This is a genomic window from Candidatus Merdisoma sp. JLR.KK011 (assembly GCF_036941125.1).
Taxonomy (GTDB): domain Bacteria; phylum Bacillota; class Clostridia; order Lachnospirales; family Lachnospiraceae; genus Laedolimicola.
Window position 1 is genome coordinate 290,850 of the sequence record NZ_JAYWSZ010000004.1, and the last position, 19,527, is coordinate 310,376.

The 19,527-nt window shown below is 46.0% G+C and carries 25 protein-coding genes and 1 pseudogene; all 26 read right to left on the reverse strand.

What is annotated here, in order from left to right; translation table 11 throughout:
* Positions 1-97: 97 nt before the first annotated feature.
* On the reverse strand, positions 98-415 hold the full coding sequence (gene rpsJ / locus VV089_RS15025; protein WP_172543915.1) for a 30S ribosomal protein S10: 318 nt from the start codon (positions 413-415) through the stop codon (positions 98-100).
* 533 nt (positions 416-948) lie between these two features.
* A complete protein-coding gene (gene putP / locus VV089_RS15030; RefSeq protein WP_334336465.1) occupies positions 949-2,496 on the reverse strand; it encodes a sodium/proline symporter PutP in 1,548 nt (515 codons plus the stop codon).
* Positions 2,497-2,761: 265 nt separating this feature from the next.
* Entirely contained in the window at positions 2,762-3,334 is a 573-nt protein-coding gene (locus VV089_RS15035; protein WP_334336466.1) for a DUF1700 domain-containing protein, read from the reverse strand.
* 4 nt (positions 3,335-3,338) lie between these two features.
* Positions 3,339-3,671, reverse strand: coding sequence for a PadR family transcriptional regulator (locus VV089_RS15040; protein ID WP_334336467.1), 333 nt, complete (start codon positions 3,669-3,671; stop codon positions 3,339-3,341).
* 108 nt (positions 3,672-3,779) lie between these two features.
* A pseudogene (locus tag VV089_RS15045) lies at positions 3,780-3,992 on the reverse strand (sigma-70 family RNA polymerase sigma factor); the annotation flags it as partial.
* Between the two features lie 71 nt (positions 3,993-4,063).
* Positions 4,064-4,246 carry a cysteine-rich KTR domain-containing protein gene (locus tag VV089_RS15050; RefSeq protein ID WP_120409526.1) on the reverse strand — a complete coding sequence of 61 codons (183 nt, stop codon included), beginning with the start codon at positions 4,244-4,246 and terminating at the stop codon, positions 4,064-4,066.
* Positions 4,243-5,133: an SPL family radical SAM protein gene (locus VV089_RS15055; RefSeq protein WP_334336468.1), complete on the reverse strand. Its 891-nt coding sequence runs from the start codon at positions 5,131-5,133 to the stop codon at positions 4,243-4,245. Before VV089_RS15055 ends, VV089_RS15050 begins: the two co-directional genes overlap by 4 nt.
* Positions 5,134-5,151: 18 nt before the next feature.
* Positions 5,152-5,688, reverse strand: coding sequence for a ClbS/DfsB family four-helix bundle protein (locus VV089_RS15060; protein WP_334336469.1), 537 nt, complete (start codon positions 5,686-5,688; stop codon positions 5,152-5,154).
* 2 nt (positions 5,689-5,690) lie between these two features.
* Positions 5,691-6,344, reverse strand: a complete 654-nt coding sequence (locus VV089_RS15065) for a GyrI-like domain-containing protein (RefSeq protein WP_334336470.1) — start codon at positions 6,342-6,344, stop codon at positions 5,691-5,693.
* A 115-nt stretch (positions 6,345-6,459) separates the two neighbouring features.
* A complete protein-coding gene (locus VV089_RS15070; protein WP_334337582.1) occupies positions 6,460-6,939 on the reverse strand; it encodes a helix-turn-helix transcriptional regulator in 480 nt (159 codons plus the stop codon).
* Positions 6,940-6,998: 59 nt separating this feature from the next.
* Positions 6,999-7,316 carry a hypothetical protein gene (locus VV089_RS15075; RefSeq protein WP_334336471.1) on the reverse strand — a complete coding sequence of 106 codons (318 nt, stop codon included), beginning with the start codon at positions 7,314-7,316 and terminating at the stop codon, positions 6,999-7,001.
* Positions 7,306-7,485 (reverse strand): hypothetical protein, encoded by a 180-nt coding sequence (locus tag VV089_RS15080; RefSeq protein WP_334336472.1) that lies wholly within the window; start codon positions 7,483-7,485, stop codon positions 7,306-7,308. Before VV089_RS15080 ends, VV089_RS15075 begins: the two co-directional genes overlap by 11 nt.
* A 2-nt stretch (positions 7,486-7,487) precedes the next feature.
* Complete coding sequence (locus VV089_RS15085; RefSeq protein WP_278796351.1) at positions 7,488-7,871, reverse strand: HK97 gp10 family phage protein; 384 nt, start codon at positions 7,869-7,871, stop codon at positions 7,488-7,490.
* Complete coding sequence (locus tag VV089_RS15090; protein ID WP_278796350.1) at positions 7,871-8,212, reverse strand: phage head closure protein; 342 nt, start codon at positions 8,210-8,212, stop codon at positions 7,871-7,873. Before VV089_RS15090 ends, VV089_RS15085 begins: the two co-directional genes overlap by 1 nt.
* A complete protein-coding gene (locus VV089_RS15095; protein WP_442891551.1) occupies positions 8,212-8,541 on the reverse strand; it encodes a head-tail connector protein in 330 nt (109 codons plus the stop codon). The genes VV089_RS15090 and VV089_RS15095 overlap by 1 nt, the downstream gene beginning before the upstream one ends.
* A gap of 15 nt (positions 8,542-8,556) precedes the next feature.
* Positions 8,557-9,741, reverse strand: a complete 1,185-nt coding sequence (locus tag VV089_RS15100) for a phage major capsid protein (RefSeq protein WP_334336473.1) — start codon at positions 9,739-9,741, stop codon at positions 8,557-8,559.
* A 14-nt stretch (positions 9,742-9,755) separates the two neighbouring features.
* Complete coding sequence (locus VV089_RS15105) at positions 9,756-10,532, reverse strand: head maturation protease, ClpP-related (protein ID WP_334336474.1); 777 nt, start codon at positions 10,530-10,532, stop codon at positions 9,756-9,758.
* A complete protein-coding gene (locus VV089_RS15110; RefSeq protein WP_334336475.1) occupies positions 10,465-11,808 on the reverse strand; it encodes a phage portal protein in 1,344 nt (447 codons plus the stop codon). Before VV089_RS15110 ends, VV089_RS15105 begins: the two co-directional genes overlap by 68 nt.
* 17 nt (positions 11,809-11,825) lie before the next feature.
* The gene (locus VV089_RS15115) at positions 11,826-13,451 is read right to left on the reverse strand and encodes a terminase large subunit (RefSeq protein WP_334336476.1); all 1,626 of its coding nucleotides are present in this window, start codon (positions 13,449-13,451) and stop codon (positions 11,826-11,828) included.
* Complete coding sequence (locus VV089_RS15120) at positions 13,451-13,921, reverse strand: phage terminase small subunit P27 family (RefSeq protein WP_334336477.1); 471 nt, start codon at positions 13,919-13,921, stop codon at positions 13,451-13,453. The genes VV089_RS15115 and VV089_RS15120 overlap by 1 nt, the downstream gene beginning before the upstream one ends.
* Positions 13,922-14,008: 87 nt before the next feature.
* Positions 14,009-15,061, reverse strand: coding sequence for a HigA family addiction module antitoxin (locus VV089_RS15125; protein WP_334336478.1), 1,053 nt, complete (start codon positions 15,059-15,061; stop codon positions 14,009-14,011).
* 32 nt (positions 15,062-15,093) lie between these two features.
* A complete protein-coding gene (locus VV089_RS15130; protein ID WP_300849887.1) occupies positions 15,094-15,390 on the reverse strand; it encodes a type II toxin-antitoxin system RelE/ParE family toxin in 297 nt (98 codons plus the stop codon).
* A gap of 193 nt (positions 15,391-15,583) precedes the next feature.
* On the reverse strand, positions 15,584-15,949 hold the full coding sequence (locus VV089_RS15135) for an HNH endonuclease (RefSeq protein WP_334336479.1): 366 nt from the start codon (positions 15,947-15,949) through the stop codon (positions 15,584-15,586).
* 111 nt (positions 15,950-16,060) lie between these two features.
* Positions 16,061-16,480, reverse strand: coding sequence for a DUF1492 domain-containing protein (locus VV089_RS15140; RefSeq protein WP_300849889.1), 420 nt, complete (start codon positions 16,478-16,480; stop codon positions 16,061-16,063).
* 88 nt (positions 16,481-16,568) lie between these two features.
* Positions 16,569-16,853 (reverse strand): VRR-NUC domain-containing protein, encoded by a 285-nt coding sequence (locus VV089_RS15145; protein WP_303742421.1) that lies wholly within the window; start codon positions 16,851-16,853, stop codon positions 16,569-16,571.
* A gap of 189 nt (positions 16,854-17,042) precedes the next feature.
* Entirely contained in the window at positions 17,043-19,526 is a 2,484-nt protein-coding gene (locus VV089_RS15150; RefSeq protein ID WP_334336480.1) for a DNA primase family protein, read from the reverse strand.
* Position 19,527: the final 1 nt, after the last annotated feature.

Sequence of the window (19,527 nt, forward strand, 5' to 3'; positions counted from 1 at the left end):
TCTCTACAGCGGAACGTATATGCGCCTTTTTGGCTTCCCTCTATGCCGCAAAGCGGACACTATTATTATAGAGGAAACGTTCATTCTAGCTGAAGGATTACTTTGATTTCATCTTAATATCGATGTACACGCCTGCAGGCATCTCCAGTCTGGACAGTGCATCTACTGTCTTCTGAGTCGGTGTAATGATATCAATGAGTCTCTTATGAGTCCTCTGCTCGAACTGCTCTCTGGAGTCCTTGTACTTGTGTACTGCGCGCAGAATGGTAACCACCTCTTTCTTAGTGGGAAGGGGTACCGGTCCGCTTACCTGTGCTCCGTTCTTTTTTACAGTTTCGATGATCTTCTTTGCGGATGCATCCACCAGCTGATGGTCATACGCCTTCAATGTGATTCTCATTACCTGAGTTGCCATAAAAAAAGTCGCCTCCTTTTCGTACTTTTAAGACCAGTACGACAAGCGGTGACTGTACACTCTCCCGTGTGTATCCTATTCTTAAACAGAAATCCACACGTTGTTTCCACTTTTCTGCCATGCTTTTTGGCATCCAGATATACCCGAAGGGTATTTCCACGCTTTATCGATGCCGCAGCCTGACGTGGACAGTTATTTTGTACAGTGACTTGTCGCCAGTTTCCTAACTTGACATTCGCTCCACGGAAAACCTGCCACTTTTGGGCAGCAACCTCACGTTTCACAGCTATCAATGTCACAACATTTGTGATTATACAGGAAGTTTCGGGGAAATGCAAGGGATTTTGCAAAAAAAGTGCGGAAAAATTTCTTACAAATTGCACAAATCCTTCCGCACTTTTTTGTTTATTTCGCCGAATTCTTTTGCCACTCTTTCTGATTCCAGCACGCTGTCAGCTTATCAACTCCGGCTCCAAATCTTCAATGAAAATCGTATCCCTCCGCCCCTGCTCACAGCTGTGGTCTTTTTCTTTTTACGCTTCCACATTTCCCGACTTCACATCCTCGAACTCTCTTAAGATCTCTTCAGAAGGCGCTTTTGTTGCCAGGCTTACCCCCGCAATCAGCGCCAGGCTGATGGCAAAGCCTACCGCAAGGGAATAAAGTCCGGTAGCCGCTCCCAGAGTCCGGCCTCCTGCCAGCGGCAGATAATCCCATACCAGGACCGTCAGCGCCCCGGAAACGATTCCGGCCACAGCGCCAGGCAGATTGGTACGCTTCCAGTAAAGGGAAAGCACTACCAGCGGCCCGAAAGCTGCTCCAAAGCCGGCCCAGGCATTAGACACCAGGCCCATAATGCTGCTGTCCGGGTCAAGGGCGATGATATACGCCAGCACTGCAACCACCAGTACGGTAATGCGGCTGATGCTTAATACTTTTTTGGAATCCGCCTTCGGATTCACCACCTGATGATACAAATCCTCAGACACGGCAGACGCCGTAACCAGGAGCTGGGAATCCGCCGTTGACATAATAGCCGCCAGAATTCCGCAGAGAAACAGGCCGCCGACAAAAGGCAGCGCCAGATCCTGGGTGAATACCTTGGTGATCATTTCAATAAATACATTCTCCGCAGAGCCTGCACCCTCTGTCCCCAAAATCACAGGATAGAGGTAAGCCCGGCCGATTACGCCGAGGGCACAGGCAAACGCCAGGGACAGGGTACACCAGACAACCGCAATCCAGCGGGATTTTCTGATTTCCTTCTCGTCCCGTACTGCCATAAAGCGCACCAGGATGTGAGGCATTCCAAAGTACCCGAAGCACCAGGCAAACTGGGAGAAAATCTCCATCCCCGTGTATGCCTTTCCGCCGCTGTGCATAAGGTTTAAGAAGGACTGGGAACCTTGGGCCACGCCGCTGGCATCCAGAAGAGAGGTCATATTTTCGCTTCCCACCAGGAACAAGGCAGCAATGGGAACTGCCAGGATTCCCACCAGCATCAGCATTCCCTGGATAAAGTCCGTTACGCATACAGCCATAAAGCCGCCCATGAAGGTATACAGGAGAATAACGGCAGCGCCAATCGTCAGTGCAATCCGGTAATCCAGACCAAATACCAGATGGAACAGCTTACCGCCGGCCGCCAGGGCAGACGCCGTATAGACCAGGAAAAAGATTACGATTACCACAGAGGATATTATCAGCAGAATCTGCTTCTTATCATGGAAACGGTTCTCAAAGTAAGCCGGCAGGGTCAGGGAATTGTTTGCCCTGATGGTATAGCGGCGCAGCCTCCCGGAGATAAATACCCAGTTAAGGATCGTCCCTGTAAGAAGGCCGATGGCAATCCACGCCTGCCCCATGCCGTAGGCGTAAACTGCTCCCGGAAGCCCCATCAGAAGCCAGCCGCTCATATCGGAGGCCTGGGCCGACAGCGCCGCCACCCAGCCGCCGAGCCCTCTTCCGCCCAGGAAATAATCCTCGGAATTGTTGGTTTTCTTCATATAAAGAGCACCAATGACAATCATCATAATCATATATGCCGCAAAAGCGGCAATGATCCAAACTGTTGAACTCATTCTAACACTCCTCCATCTCTTACTTCTCTACTCACTATGTTTGATTATAACAGTAGTTTTAGGAATGTACCAGATCCGGACTAAAAACTAGAATAAAGTCTATACGTTATTCTTTACAAAATGAAAAATTCCTTGATTTTTCAAGGAATTTTCGTTGTACTTTTTATTATATTTTCTATGGTTTTATGTGAGACCTTAAAAATTTTGTGTAATATTCTTCTCTAAAAAATCATACCCTGCAGGCGTCCCATTAATGCATGTTCCTTCAGGCCGGGCGGACTTCCTCTAACAAGCGCCGTTTTGTATTGCTGACAGCCTTGATGTAACGAACCAATAACTTCCAGCAGCCATATCCAACAAGATATAATGCAACACCAATAATAATACAGAGAATAAAAACAATAAATGGATTTTGTATTCCAGAAATATCGATGTTACCGGCATAGGGAATACCTAAATTTAACAATGCGTCAATCAGTTTAACAGCTCCCAAAATGGGAGCGGCTATTGCACAAAGAATAAATACCGGCGAACAAATTGCAAGTATCGGAATTACAAATAAACCGGAAAAACTTGCAAGACTATAATAGGCACAAATTGCAAGAACTCTGTTCGAGCCCAAAGAATTACTATTGGAAATCAAATCTCCCAAATAGGCTTTTGCTAATTCTTTCGGATCGCCCAATCGCTCGATGATTTCCTCTGCTTTTTTTCCGTTATCCTGCAATTCAAGCATTTCACTCTTAATCTCTTTTACAATGTCAACACGTTCCGAAACCGGCAGCGGCTTCAAATACTTTTCAATTTTTTCAAGATAATTATTCAGAATTCTTTCCATTGTTTTACTCTCCTTTGATTTTACGAATTGCATTCAATAAATTGTTCCATTCATCAGACATTGCAGAAATGTATTCAAGCCCTTTGTCTGTAATCGAATAATATTTCCTTGGCGGCAAGCCTTCGGAACTTTCCTGCCATGAAGAAGAAATATATTCTTCTTTGAGCAACCGCCTAAGCAGCGGATAGATTGTACTCTCTTTCGCAGCTAAAATAGGGTATTCCTCCAAAGTATTGATAATTTCATACCCATAAGACGTTCTCTGTTTTATCATCAACAGAATACAAAATTCAAGAGTCCCTCGTTTGATTTGGGATTTCCAATCGTCAATGTTCATCTACTGTACCTCCAGTATATATATCGTACTGCATAGTATATCATTTGTCAATAGTATATCTGGGAAATTTATAGCCTATTCAAATTCTTGTATTTTCTTTTTGCAGGAAGCTCTTCTTTGAAAAATGGGCAGCCCCTCAAGGTATTCACCGAAGTCGCTTGTCCAATGGTAAAACCGCCTGTTAGAATTGAAGTCTGCCCTGCCGTCTGTGCGGATTTGTTCAATGATGGTTTCGTCAAATCCATACTCCCACAATATTTTTTCCTCGGCTTCTTTCCAGATAAACCATTTCCTGTTCTCCCATCCGTTGTTGTATGCCATTCTTTACGGCAAAAGAAAAACCGCAAAGGCTCTGTGACCTCTACGGTTTCACAAGTTCATCGGCTCTGCGTCTATGCGTCTGGCTCTGTGATGACTGTTATCTGCAAATTTGTTACTTCAATCAATGTTTCCTGCTTACATTTTGGACAATAGAGTAGATAATTTTTCAATACCGTATCTTCTCTGATTTTATCACGGGTTTTACTGCCGCAAACAGGACAACGTATCCATTCTGTTCCATAAATGACACTTATATTTTACCCGCTTTCCAATCCCAAATACTTAATTGCCTACTGTCGTCCTTTTCTTCAAAGAAATGCAAATAGTTAAATATTTGCCCGTTGTCATGCAAAATTCCATTTTCTTCGCATTTTCGGTGAAAAAGCCGCATTAAATTTTTGCTGTTGCCGCTTTCTATCATATACTGATTTCCGTATGTACGGATATATTTTTCTTTCAGTTCAGGAAATAATCGGTCTAACTGTTCATAAAAATACTCTCGATTTCCTTCTCGGAGAGTCAGCCCCATTCCAAAACAAATAACACCATAAACCTTTGCCTCAATACACATATCCAAAATACCTAAAATATTATCTTCAGTATCGTTAATAAACGGCAAAATCGGCGTCAGCCATACAACTGTCGGTATCCCTGCGTTCCTTAACTTTTTCAATACTTCAAAACGCTCCCTTGTCATACTTACATTCGGCTCAATCTTTTTGCACAAATCTTCGTTGCAAGTAGTCAAAGTCATTTGCACAACGCACTTGGTCTTTTCATTTATTTTCTGTAAAAGGTCTAAATCTCTCAAAATGCGGTTTGATTTTGTTATGACCGTAAATCCAAAACCATGCTCATATATTAAGTGCAGAGCCTTTCTGACATTCCCTATTTCCATTTCCAGCGGAATATAGGGGTCTGTCATAGAACCTGTGCCTATCATACACTTTTTTCGCTTATGAATTAGAGCATATTCCAACAAGTCAATCGCATTTTCCTTGACTTCAATATCCTCAAAAGCGTGTTCCATGTGATAGCATTTGCTTCTGGAGTCACAATAAATGCACCCGTGTGAGCAGCCTCGATATAAATTCATTCCATTTTTAGCAGATAATATCCCTTTAGCTTTCACGAAGTGCATAGTATGTCCTCCCTGCATTTAGACACAATTTTTACTATGTGCTTTCAGTTTTTTCATTGCCCAATCATAATGGCTTGCTGTAACGCTGACAAAATAAGAACCCAGAGTGCTTCCGCCTACCCATTTATAAACGCCTTTCGAAAATAATTCCTCGTTTGAAAAAGTTTCCGCCAGTTTTATTACTCCGTTATGGGATTTCTGGAACATATTCTTTGCGTCCTCTAATGATGTAGACTGATGCTTTTTCCAAAATTCCACATTCATATCTCCATAGGTTTTCCAATTATACGGTTCTGGAAGAAACGGTTTATTATCACCGTTCTGATTGGAATACACCCAGTTTAACAAAAGCTGATGCCACTCATAGAGATGGATGAAAATATCACGAAGATTTTTATCTCTTTTCCAGTGAGCTTCTTTCTTTTTTTCATCACCCGAAAAATCAAAAGGCGTTGATAATTCTTTTTCTGTTAATCCAGAAACAAGAGTGTTTAACTTTTCATAATTAGCGGCTGCGGCTGTTAGTAAATCTGTTTTTGTTGTTGGTCTGCCCATATTTATTTTCCTTTCGTTTTTATAATACTATGCTGCTGTTTCTCTGTATCTGTAACTTTATATCTCAAGATAGTTTTCAAATTGGCTTTATCTGTACGGTTAGCATGATTCAAATATATTTCACGGTGTTCTTTTCCCATACGCTTATATCCGTGTTCCATACAATATCCGTCCATAATCTCAAATGACGCAGGCTCATCATCAAACGCTCCTTTATGCAATATTTGAATGCATCTGCCATCGCAGATTGTTTCAAAAGAAATATCTGTCAGATACAGAATATTTTTCCTCGCCTTTACTGTCTCTAACGCATGATCAAACATTTCTCTGGAAATAAAATCCGGTTGTCGTATCATGATGCGGTACTGCAATTCTTCTTTTACCAAATATTCTTTTTCAGAATCCATGCTCCATATTCCCTCTAATGGATATACGGTATAATCTGTTATTTCATTGTTCTTTGGGACAGCTGCTTTATATGCCATCTTAATTTTATAAGCTACCGAAAACAGGGCGGCAACCTTATCTGAAAAGATTTCATCATTAGGATTTCCGCTGCCAGAAAGAATGATATATTTCTGAATAGGAATATCAAGCACACAAGGTTTTTTTACACCATATATTTCTTTCTCTTGCTTTTTCCATTCATGCTTCATTTTCAGCCCTCACTTTCTCAAATAGAATTTACAGGCAAATTATATCACGCTTATGCTGACACCCTATGTCAAGTTTTATACCCTCAGGGCATCCCATTATGGCCATCCGGCCGTTTCACAAGGTATATTTTTCATAGATTTTCTGTGCCTGTTCTGCCACGATGTCTTTCAGATATACAGGCTCTATAATATCTACCTGCGTTCCAAATGACAATAAATACCCTATGAGCCATTCATCTTCTGGCATTTGGGCAGATACGATTAAATCCCCATTTTCTTTTTTGCTTATCATCGTTTTGTCAAACTCATCGTAAACACGGTATGACATATTTTTCGGGAAACGCAGTACGATTGTATTGTAAGTATGCTTCAATGTTTCATCTAATTCTGGAAAAGAGCTTTTGCAAAAGCCTTCCGTGAGAACTTCAAAATTTATGATACGGGTCAGCTTAAAAATACGATAATCCTGTTTTTCCGTACAATATGCTTTTAAGTACCATGACATAGACTTATATGACATTTTTAGCGGCCTGACAATTCTTTCGCTAATTGTTCCGCAGGAATTTGCATAAGTTATTTTTACGCATAATGGCAGTTCTTAAGGCCGAACTTCACCTTGTTGTTTGTACTCGGCATAATAAACCTCTCTTTCCGCTATACCGTCATCTGGTACAGCACTTCGTATAGTTTCTCTGACTCGATCCATACCTCCGATTTGTTCCAGAACAGCTCATGGGCATTCAGCACCGCCTCAACCCTGTCTTCCAGTTCCGGATCCTTCTCATCGGTATAAAGTTCAATGCTCAGGTTGGAAAACTCCATATATACCACGTTGTCCGCAGCAAAGTTCTCCGAACCCGGAAATAAAAAGCAGATGAATGGCGGATCAGGACTTTCCCCTTCCGCGAAATGGTCATACGCAAAAGGGATCTCCGTTTCAGCCAGCATCTGCATTACGTCTTCATGCGTCATCCTTCTTCCTCCCGATCTCGATAATGCATTCCGCAGCATGACGGCAGGCCGGGCAGTTATACGGATAACCATGACAATCCTCGCCTCTTCGGGTACCGTGGTAAACGGCAGCGCCGATCACCGCAATCCCAAGAGCGATCACGAATAACAAAAGCAATATCTCCATCATTACTAACCGCCTTTCTGCAGGTCACGCTCGATATCCCTTGTCAGCTGCTCGATGCCCGCCTGCTCCGCTGGTGCGATATGAGGGAACGCCCTTGTTCTTCCACCGCCGCGCTTCGCATGGCCAAACTCCAAAAGATGTGTCAGCTGGTACCGTTTGGAATGCACCACGATCTGGATGGAATCGGACGTTTCCCTGGTCTTTTTCACCGCCCAGCTCTTGGAATACTTTCCCGTCTTCTTCGGAGCCGTGCTTTCGATCTGCTGCTTTACGGTCTTACCTGCTTTCTGGACATCCTTCTTCAGGTCCTCCGCAGCAAGCTTCGCGTATTCTTCCATACCCTTCATCACGGTATCCGCCAGCTGGTCAATCTTTATCGTCTGTGCCATCAGCGCCGCTCCTTCCTGCAGGTGAACTTCAGTGACTTCTTCCGGAAGTTCATATGATCGATGTTCACGATGTTGTAGATCTCACCCATGAACATCACTCGGAAATGCGTGGAATCGATCGCAGCAGCCTTCCGGCAGTACCTGATGGTGACCGTCATGCTGAAATCCTCAACCGTAGTTCCGGCAGTCTGTTCTTCCTTGGAACTGGCCAGCCCTTCACCGCCGATTGTGGCAAAGCAGGTATAATAGTCCGTCCAGGCATTCTTGTGATTACCGTACTTGTCGGTCACGGTCTCATTCTTTTGGAACGTCACCTTTGATCTGAGTGCTGCCACATCCATCAGAATCCCTCCTTCCGGCTGCCGAACAGCAGAGCCCGAAGAGTCAGATCCATCGCATGATGATCAGCTTCTTCCCTGTGCTCATACAGATAAGCCACTGTAAACATCACAGCGATCTTTCCGTTCTGAGCCGCATCCAGATCCGCCTCATCGTCCGTCCGCAGGATATCCATGCACTGCTTCTTTGCCGCCGTTATGAAGTTTTCGATCAGGGAATCGTCATCCTCGAAATCAACCCGGAGATAACTCTTCATCTCTTCCACAGTCACAGTCATCTGCATCACCTCACAAATTAGCGGCAGCACAATCATCTGTACTGCCGCCGTCATTACTGGTTCTTACGATCAGGCGCTTGCCTTCATCTTCAGGAGCTGGATGCCTTCCGGAAGGATCACCTTGCCGTCAACACGCTCCGTCGCAACGAAACCAACCTGACCGTTGGTGCTGTAGAGCTCATTGAGTCTCTGTACCGTTCTGCCGGATCTGTCAGCAATCCAGTAATTCTTGAAATCACCGAATGCCACAGTCAGAGCTCCTGCCTTCGCCGTAGGAACATACGGAGAAGTGTAAAGGTCATAGCCCAGAAGCTTGTCCGGCTCACCTGCCTGAAGGGAAGGCTGCCAGAGATAGGCATCGTTCTTGTCCTTCAGCTTACGGATCATGGATACCGTCGCGTCGTTCATAAGGAACTTCGCATTTCTGCGGTAAGGACTCTTCAGCGAATAGATCAGGTTGATCAGCTCATCCGCCGTGATCGCCGTTGCGCTTGCCGCAGTCACACCTACGGTTCCACCGTTTGCGGTAAAGATACCGGTAGGCTGTCCGGTTCCTGTACCGATGCAAAATGCCTCTTCCTCAGCAATACCGAATGCCCTTGCGAACTCACCGGCAATGTAAGACTCCAGGTCAAACATGGAATCCTGCAGAAGCTCGATGGAAACCTTCACAAGGTCAGTCAGCTTGAAGGCATCAATGGTCTTCTGGTCGAAAGTAGGACCACTCTCGGTATAAGCACCGTTCTCTGCCGTCCACTGTGCGGTAGAGTGAGTTGCCGCAACCGGGATCTTTCTCTCAGCGCTGGTAGTGATGACCTTTGCAAGGCCTCTCACCACATTTGCCTCATCAAGACCCGTCACGATCTGACGCTCAAACTCTTCCGGGACAAGATAGCCCCCGTCTGCCTGCACACCCTCGGAAAGGACGTTATGAACAAGTCTCTTACCTCTAAGATGCGCACCGAAGTCTTCCTTGTAGGCATTGGAAGCACGTCCGGTCTTTTCCTCCACCTGCTTTGCCGGTCTTCCGGTAAGCGGAGTGTTGATAGGCTGATTCAGCGCCGCCTCTCTTGCCTCGGCTCTCTGCTGACGGTCGATCGCCGCAGTCAGATCCTCGATCTCCTGCTCCATACGGCTGTAAGTCGCGTTATCCTCCGCAGACAGAACGCCGTTCTCATTCTCGTGGGTATCCACAAAGTTCTTTGCGGTTTCCCACACCTTCGCTCTCTTCTCGATCATATCTTTAATAGTCATAGCTCGATTCCTCCTTAAATGAATCTCTTGATAAAGTTCAGGCGTTCCCTGATCTCATCACAGGAACGCCCGTTATCCGTTGTCTGTTCAGTTGCCGCACCGCTCTCCGGTGCCTTAATGTGACACTTCGCCGCGATCTTATCCATCAGCGAATTGGTCACCGCCGCCCTGGAATAAAGCATCGACACTTCCGGTGCTTCCAGATCATCTGCTTCCGATGCATCTGCCCTCTGCAGCACATCATCCGCGAATCCCAGTTCCACCGCCTTGTGCGCGTCCATCCAGGTTTCCGCATCCATCAGATGTGAAATCTTCGTCCTGCTCATGCCGGTCTTGATCTCATAGGCATTCATGATGGATTCCTTCACTTCAGCCAGCATGTTGATCGCCTTCTGCATCTCCGCCGTATCGCCAAAAGCGATAGTCGCCGGATTGTGGATCATCATCATGCTCACGGGACTCATGAGCACCTTCGTCCCTGCCATCGCGATCACGCTTGCCGCCGATGCCGCAATGCCATCGATCTTCACCGTGACATCGCCCTTATAGTCCATCAGCATGTTGTAGATCTGAGCCGCTGCCACGCAGTCACCGCCCGGACTGTTGATCCAGACCGTGATGTTTCCTGTTCCGGCATTCAGCTCTTCTCTAAAAAGAGCCGGCGTGACATCATCGTCAAACCAGCTCTCTTCTGCTATGGTTCCATTCAGGAAAAGCACTCTTTCATTGACCTCTTCGCCGGAAGCCTGGTCTCTGATCTTCCTGCTTTTCCAGTTCCAAAACTTCTTCATCGGAATCTCCTTCCTCCTTTCCGTTGTTGCCTGCCGCAAATATCCCGGCATCCTCCAGCTTCGTCATATTTCCATTGATCAGGTACAGATCACCGCCCTGTTCCGCCGGGATCCTGTCCAGGTTCTCCAGCTCTCGGATATCGTTTGCAGACATCCAGCCGTTCTGTCTGGCTGTCGCATAGCCGTTCATCCTGCTCTGGTAATCACCTCTGAGCAATCCGTCCACATTGAACTTGAAGAAGTATTTCTTCTTCTCATCCGGAGTGAGCAAAGCTCTTACCATTGCCTGCTCCCAACGGCTTACCCAGGGATCCAGCGTGTACTTCACAAACTCCAAGCTCTGCTGCTCAATGTTGTTGAAGCTGGACTTCTCCAAGTCACCGATCATATGAGGCGGCACACGGAAGATCCTCGCAATCTCATCAATCTGGAACTTTCTTGTCTCCAGGAACTGAGCCTGTTCCGGTGAAATGGAGATCGGCGTGTACTTCACACCTTCTTCCAAAACAGCAATCTTATTCGCATTGCCGCTTCCTCCGAAGGTAGCCTGCCAGCTTTCTCTCACTTTTGACGGATCCTTAATAGTTCCCGGATGCTCCAGCACACCCGATGGAGCCGCGCCGTTCGCAAAAAACTTACTGCCGTACTCTTCCGTAGCAATCGCAAGGCCTATGGCATTCTTCGCCATTGCAATAGGCGAATATCCCACAAGCCCGTCAAAACCAAGCCCCGGAATGTGCAGTACATCATGAGGCTGGAGCCTTACGGTTCTTCCAACCTTATTGGTGCCCTTCCTCCCGTCCACATCGTCCGAATCATAAACGGTGTATTCGTAATAGAGCCTTCCGTGCTCATCACGGTCCACCTTCATCCGATCCGGCATCAGCGGATACAGAGCCACAACTTCACCCTTGCCATTACGGATGATCTGCGAATACGCATTTCCCCACAGAAGCAAGTGTGTCATCAAGGTCTCCCGGAATATGAAGGAAGTCATCTCCGGATTCGGCTCATCATGGAGCAAAAAATAAAGCGGATGATCCACCGCTTTCTCCTTACCGCCATCGTCGGTATATCTGTAAAATTGTAATGGCAGGCTTGCCACCGCCTCCGACAGGATCCTTACGCAGCAGTACACCGCCGTCATCTGCATCGCAGACCGTTCCGTCACATACTTGCCACTTGAAGTACCTCCCAGAAAGAAGCTGTAGCTGCTTCCTGCTGTCCTGTCTGTAGGCTTATCCCTGCTCCGAAACAGACCGCTCAGTATTCCCATCGCAATTCCCTCCTTCGTCAAAATACAAGTAATCCGCGCTCATCATAAACACTCCCCTGCGGCTCCGTCTGATTGCGTATGCATCGGTCAAGTGCCATGATTGCAGCCACAATGCCGTCAATCTTCTCTTTTGATTTTGCCTTCGTTACCTTGATATTCCCGGCAGGATCCGTATCGACTACCACGTTGCCGGCCATCCACCTGAGAACCGGATGTCCTCCGTGAATGATCTTGCCTTCCATAAGCAGATGATAAAAATCCTTTGTCGGTCCTGACATTGAAGCAAAGCCCTGACCGAACGGAACCATCGTGAATCCGTCACCTTCCAAGTTCTGGATCATCTGTGTGGCATTCCATCTGTCCACTGCGATCTCGACAATGTGGTACTTCTCCGCCAGGTCATTGATGAACTTCTCAATGAAGTCATAGTGGATCACGTTGCCCTCGGTCGATAACAGATATCCCTGCCTCTCCCAGATGTCATAAGGAACGGATGCTGCCTTCACTCTCTGCGGTATCGTTTCTTCCGGTACCCAGAAGAACGGAAGCAGGATATACTTCTCATCCTCATCCCTCGGTGGGAACATCAAAACGAGAGCCGTGATATCACCTGTGCTGGATAAGTCCAGACCGCCGTAGCAGTCCCGGCCTTCCAGCGCCGCCAGATCAATCTCTTCGTTTCCCTTCATGAATATCGCATCCGGTATCCATGCCACAGTACTTGAAACCCACATGTTCAGCCTCAGCCACTTGAAGGTCACTTCATCCGCCGGATTCTGCTTTGCTTCCCGGTAGGCATCACGCAAGCGCTCTATATCCACGGTGTATCCCAGCGAAGGATTGACCTTGTACCAGTTTGCTTCATCCTCCCAGTCCTCATCATCCTTCAGTCCATAGACCACCGGATAGAAAGTCGGATCCACACGCCGGCCTTCCAGAATATCCACCGCCTTTGTATGAAGCTCATAGGCGATGGAATGTCTGTCCGTACCTGCCGTGGTGATAATGAAATGCAGCGGATTCTGTCTGGCATCTGATGATCCCTTTGTCAGAACGTCATACAGCTGCCTGTTCGGCTGAGTATGAATCTCATCGAATACCAATCCACTGACTGAAAATCCATGCTTACCCCCGACCTCTGCACTGAGCACCTGGTAATATCCTGAATTTCCGTAGTTTACTATTCTCTTTGTTGCCGTCATCAGCTTCGACCGTTTCAGAAGCGCCGGCGACATCTCCACCATCTGCCTTGCCACATCGAAAACGATGCTGGCCTGCTGCCTGTCAGCCGCAGCGCCATAGACTTCAGCAGAAGGTTCATTATCTGCATACAAAAGATAAAGAGCGACGGCTGCTGCCAATTCGCTCTTACCTACTTTCTTGCATATTTCCACAAAGGCTGTTCGGAGCTGCCGGTACCCGTCAGGTTTGACGATCCCGAAGATGTCACGGATCAGCTGTTCCTGCCAGGGGAGCAGCCAGAACCTCTTGCCTGCCCATTTCCCTTTGGTGTGACACAGATTCTCGATAAACTTCACAGCCCTGTCAGCCTTCGCCTTATCATAATGAGATGTCGGAAGCATGAACCTTGACGGCTTATAATTCTTCAGCTTCGGATAACCCGCAGGTCTTCTCTCCGCCATTAAGCCTCACCCCCAAGTAATGCCTCCATCTCATCTTCTTCGTCCTTGCCGACGCCGGATGCCGCCATGATCCTCGATCTGGCCGATGGAGTCAGACCAAACTCAGATGCTGCCTGCATCATCAGCCGCTGTTCCGTGTTACAGATCGCAACCCACGGATTCGGTCTCTGTATACCATTCTCCGTTTCGTAGGTAGCACCCTCGGAATTGATATGTTCCTGAGCCTCTTTCCATCTGGCGTAGGACTGACAATAGGCTGCAAATACAGACCGGTCGATCTCCGTCAGCACTCCCATCTGATTCAATTTCTCCGATAAGCGGATCCATTCTGTCTTAGCTTCCGGCAATAACCATGCAGGGCAGTCGGGCATTCCCTTACCCGGATTCGGTTCTTTTGTGTTCAGTTTTCTCTTTCCCGGATTGCCTTCCAGCTTTTTTACGGCTGTAGGCTTCGGCTTTCTTCCAGCCATAGAGCATCGCCCTCCTTCCTTCTGCTTTGCATAATAAAAGGACCATGCTCTTCACATGATCCTTCAAAAGTTTTTTGAATATATCCTTTATACAGCTATTTCATATTTCTCTTTCAAATTATTCAACATACTGTACTTGATCATTCCTTCCAGCTGCATTCTCCCGACTACTATCCCCGGAGCAATTCCTTGAGCTTTTGCAAATTGGAGTACTCTTCTCTCTGAATAATCTCTTTCCTCTCTGAAAGCTTCAAAATCATCAGATGAAATAAGTGTATCACCAGACCATTTGTCCGCTGCTTTCTCATCATCTTCAGATGTACCATTAGGTTGCCCTACATGACCAAGAGCGATGTGCGCAAGTTCATGGAACAGGCTGAACCAAAACTTGTCAGCATCCTTACCTCTGGCAGTAAGCCCTACAACAATCTTGTTCCCGTCCATAAAAGAAGCCCCCTGGAGGAATGAACCTTTAAGGTGCGGCAGAAATACTAAAGCTATTCCACAATCCGCAAGACATTTCTTGATCTGAGGACAGAATTCCTTAGGTTTAAGAACTGTCATTTTTCTTATCTCTGGCATAGCAGAAATCAAACCTTTGATATTGATCGGAGCGGTTTGGATACCACGCGCCTTAATCTTTGCCTCCTGTGCCCATGCAATTAATGCCAGATCACTTTTTTCTGTTATTGCCAGACGTCTGCAGGCAATTCTCGTAATCTGCTCACTCCCAAGAAGTGAAAGTTCAACAACCTCAAAGTATTTCCTCAGATTGACAACCTTCTCCTTCGCTTCTCTAGTCTCCGGAACCCATCCAAACTTTGCCATCTCGCTATAAGGAAATTGTTTGGCCATTTCAGCATCAGCATCCATTGCATTTTCTGCTTCAGCCTTTATTATCTTCTCTCTGTATATCGCCTCAAGATTATTCCAAAACTTTGCCGGTACACCTAAAACCATTTCTAATCTAACCGCGGTCTCCAGTGTAAGCTGCACCTCACCGTTAATGAGCTTGCTGATATGCTTTTCAGACATATCCATCCTGGCTGCAAACTCCTTCTGGCTCATGCCTCTGTCATTCAACTGCTCTTTAATTGTCGCCCCAGGTGGCGTTGCAATATAACTGCGACTTCTCACCATAGTGCTACCTCCTTGACTTGTCATCTTGACCTCTAATGATAATCGACTATTTCCAAAATGTTTGCTATTTGGATCTCGTCGCCATTCTTCTCGAATACCAATCTGTACGGATGAACCAAATCCACCGCGTATTGCCCTTTTCTATTCTGCGTAAGTGGATGACATCGTCCGATATGGAACTGTATCATCATCTCAACAGTATCTGCTGCACCAATTTCATCTATACGCTGATGTATTTTTTCGGCCATTTCTCGACCGTAGGTTCTCTCTGCAGTTTTGGCATCCGTACAAACCTTTTTGATTTTGTTGTTCTTGTACGTGATATCCAAACCATCACCTCTCTTTCGGATTTACCTTTGAGGTAAATTTATGATAGCACAGATATCTTAATCAGTCAAGATGTTTGTTTACCTCAGAGGTAAATTCTCTTTAGTTCGAATTTCACTTTTCATTTCGCGATTTTGCACGCGTGACCCCCGCGCCGTTCCCTGGGAGCCATACCTGTAGAGATTTCACCTGCCCCTACCCACGATGGTTTCCCCAATAATCCCCTCTCTTCGCGTGTATGGTTGAGTGACACGACTTGCACAGCGCGATCAGGTTAATACGATCGTGTGTACCACCTTCACTCAAAGGCTTCTTATGGTGTATCTCTTCAGTCGGCACGATAATCCCACGCTCAAAACACAGTTCACAGAAGGGATGCTCCACAGCATATTTGTCACGGATCCTCTTCCACGCACGACCGTATCTCTTCTTCGTAGACTTATCCCTGCCATACTTCTCATAATTACTGTTCACCTTCTGCTGATGCTCCGGACAGTAACGACCGTCTGTAAGGTTCGGACAGCCCGGATATGAGCATGGTCTTTTCGGTCTCCTTGGCATAATCATCATCTCCAATACAAAAGCCCGGCAAGGATTGCTCCCTCCGGGCTTCGTTCATTTTACTTTCGCCATTATAACTATATCACAGGTGCCATATCGCATTCTATCACATCAACTCTCATCTTTATAAAATCTCTCCAAATCTGTAAGAGCGGCATCGTGCAGACGAAATGTATGCTGAATGCTATATCCCAAATCCACGGATATCTTTTCCCACGACTTAAAGCAAAGATATCTCTGTTCCAATATTATCTGGTATTCATGACTGTCCAGACTCTTGATGAGATGAGTGATATCCGTTTTAAGATCAACCAGCTCGTCTATATCGTGATTGATCTCATCTTCCAACTCCATGATCTTAATAATGGCATCTTCGATCTTGGACTTTCCCTTATTGGGATTGCGCGGCATATCTGAAAATGTAACCGTCGCTTTTGTCGCCAGATCATGCAGGGCACCGATCTGTTCCAGTTTGGAATTGATTCTCTGGTCAATTCTGTATGCCTGCATCAAATATTCTTTAATCTTCATTGTCGATACCTCCATCAAAAGGTTTATTGTTATATCTTTTGCGGCATCGATGCATTGAAGCGTTGTTTTCTGATTCAGTGTTCTATGTTCATTGCAAGGAACCGTCTATTACGGCTCGCACCTCATCCACGGATCTCACCACCAAAGCAGTGCCCCCGGCTTTTTGGATTTTTCTGATTGTAGCCTCCTGTAATCTGGTAGGCTCTCCATCCTCTGTCTTAACTTCAAACCCATAAAATCTGCCACGATAGCAGCAGATGATATCAGGTATTCCGGCGGTACCGTACATCCCGCCATGCTCTTTCCAGGCAAAGCATCCCGGCACGGTTTTTAAGTACTTCAGGATTGCCTTTACGATATCCGATTCCTTCATCTGTCAAATTGTCTCCTTGTTTTTCAAGGCTTCTGACACATTTGACACTTGATTTCCATTTTTAAGGAACATTTTTCAAAAATCCTGCATATCTCTTAATATGGCATTATTTTCACATGCATATATTGGGAAGATAGAATTTTGGTGTCAAAACGTGTCAATGTGTCAAAAACCGATTTCAATGGAACCTTAATCCAGGAGCTCACCCAGCTTGATTCCTGCAAGCGTCCTCTTTTTGCCAACTTTATCCACGCTCCTTGTAACTCCGTCATTTGCAGCAACGATCTGTGATACAAACTGTTTCTGTGAAAAGGGCTTCAATCCGCATTCTTCGCAGTATGCCTTGTATGCATTGTAAAGCTGTGTCGAACCGACCTCATAACCATCACCAAGCTCGCAGTCTTCCTTAACAAAGGACAGCACGCTGTCACTTTCCTCACGGTACTGCTGCAGCTCTTCCCTGTTGATATCGGTCTCTGAAAACACATAATGATTAGCCATCAAACGGCGTAAACCTTCCAGTGCAAAGAGAAAAATGCCATCCGCTTCTACCCTGAACTTATCAAGCAGGTTCGGATCCTTCTTTTCCTGAGGCACCGCATGATTAAAACGGATAATGATCAGCCTTCTGTAAAAACCGTCCGACCTGTCACCGTAATTCTTAGGAATACTGTTGCAGCTAAAAAGCAGCCTCGCATTCGACTGAAATGAGAACGGATCACGGTTCTTTTTCTCGACGGTCAGATAATCCTCGCCTACAATAGCTTTAAAAATACCGTTGTCATCAATATTCTTCGTCGGAAGATCCGCAAAGATATTGGCCAGCTTCCCGAAAAGCTCTGCTGTCTTAAAACGCTCATTCAACGCCTGCCATGATACATTGGACACATTTTCCTTGCCCAAAAGCAGCTCATTCAGTACCATGAGCAGTTTCGACTTGCCCGCGCCGCCTGCACCGACAATAACAAAGCACTTTTGAGCCAGATTCACCGGTATAAGGAAATAACCCAGCATTTCCTGTATCAGTTTGACCTGACCCATATCGCCGCCCATCGATTCTTCCAAAAACTGTTTGAACCTCGGACAATCGGCTCCCGGATCATAACTTACATTCAGCTGTATCGTAGAATAATACTCTGCTGTGTGCTCTGTAAGCGTATCTTCCAAAACATTGTAAAGACCGTTCTTCAGATTCAGAATATAGGGATTGGAATTAAGCTCCCTGATCTCCTTACGAACCAGAAGTCTCCACTGATGTTCCGCATCGTTGATCTGGTTCATTTTGGTCTCACTCGCAATCATCTTATCCCGCACCAGCTTCTGAGCTTCCATTTCGTGTATCGGTGAATATACACCGCTACGGTAAATGTAATGCTGCTCAGCTGCATAAAATACCTTTTCAGCCTCGACCATATGCTCTGCCAAAACTCCGGGTAAGAATTTAAGTTCATGATCTGTAGGTGAATACCACAGAGGAAGCTCGTTCTCCACTTTATGCATCCTCGATTTCAGACCCTGCTGATATGCTTTCGATAACTCTTTGTACCTTGCAATCAGCGGCTTCAGCGAAGATACCGTAAGCTTAAAATGCTCCTTCAGCTCCGTATTGATCACAGTTTCAGCGATAACATTATCCTGATTGTAAAGGTACTCTTCCATAAACTCGTTTGCGGTCTGCATATTATCAAATACCTTGTTCGCAACAGGAAGACTCGCAATGATATCACGAAGTCCATCCAAGCTCATCGGCACATAACATATTGCCGCCGGTGCCTTGCAGGTACACTCCCCGGATACCATCTTGGGACATTTAAAACCCTTTTCTCCGATAGTCGCACAAGTCATCGGACGGGTACCGGATTCCAGAAAATGATTGATCTTCTTCTGAGTCACCGCCGGATCGTAATCCTTATACGGTTTTGAATACTCATGTATAAGCTCCACGCCACCCTCAAATACCGCCAGTTCAGTGAGCATAGCATACCAGTCATGCTCTGAAAGAGTCGCCGCATTATCACGGCAATGCTTGATAAACTCGCATTCATGTTTAAGAATGGAAAGTCCCTTTTCGGTACCCTTCTTATTCTCCACGGGCTGCTCTTCTACAACCGGAAGCAGATCAGATAACTGATCCTGTGTATAACGACGTTCCGGGTGAAACAAAATGCATTCCACCATCACAGGATCTTCCTTACAATGGTTATACCCCGGAAGCCTCATAACACGGCTCTCATTCACACAATTTGAATCCCCGTGAAATTGTTTTACCAGCTGCTTCTGAATAACACGGAACCGCTCGACCTTCGCATCCTTTACAAACCAGTAAGTATGCAGAGATTTCCTTGTCTTAATGATCATTGAAGGCGGAAGCGGAAATTCACCTATCTGTTTTTCCTGTTCCTCAAAAGAAAGTTCATCGCTCTCTACGAATTGTGCATTGATCCTTGTAATCGCATCATCATCCTGGCCGCCGAAATTAACGACAAAGAAAATACCACGATCCTGAGCATTATGCTGTCTCAGAGTCTCTTCAATAGAAGCAAACTTACCACATTCCACATCAAGCTTCTGACCGGCAAACACTCCGCGCTTCTTGTCATCAAAAACTCGGAGGCAAACCTTGTCTTCAGGATTAAACAGACTGTTTAATATCTCTTGTGCTGTTATATCCATA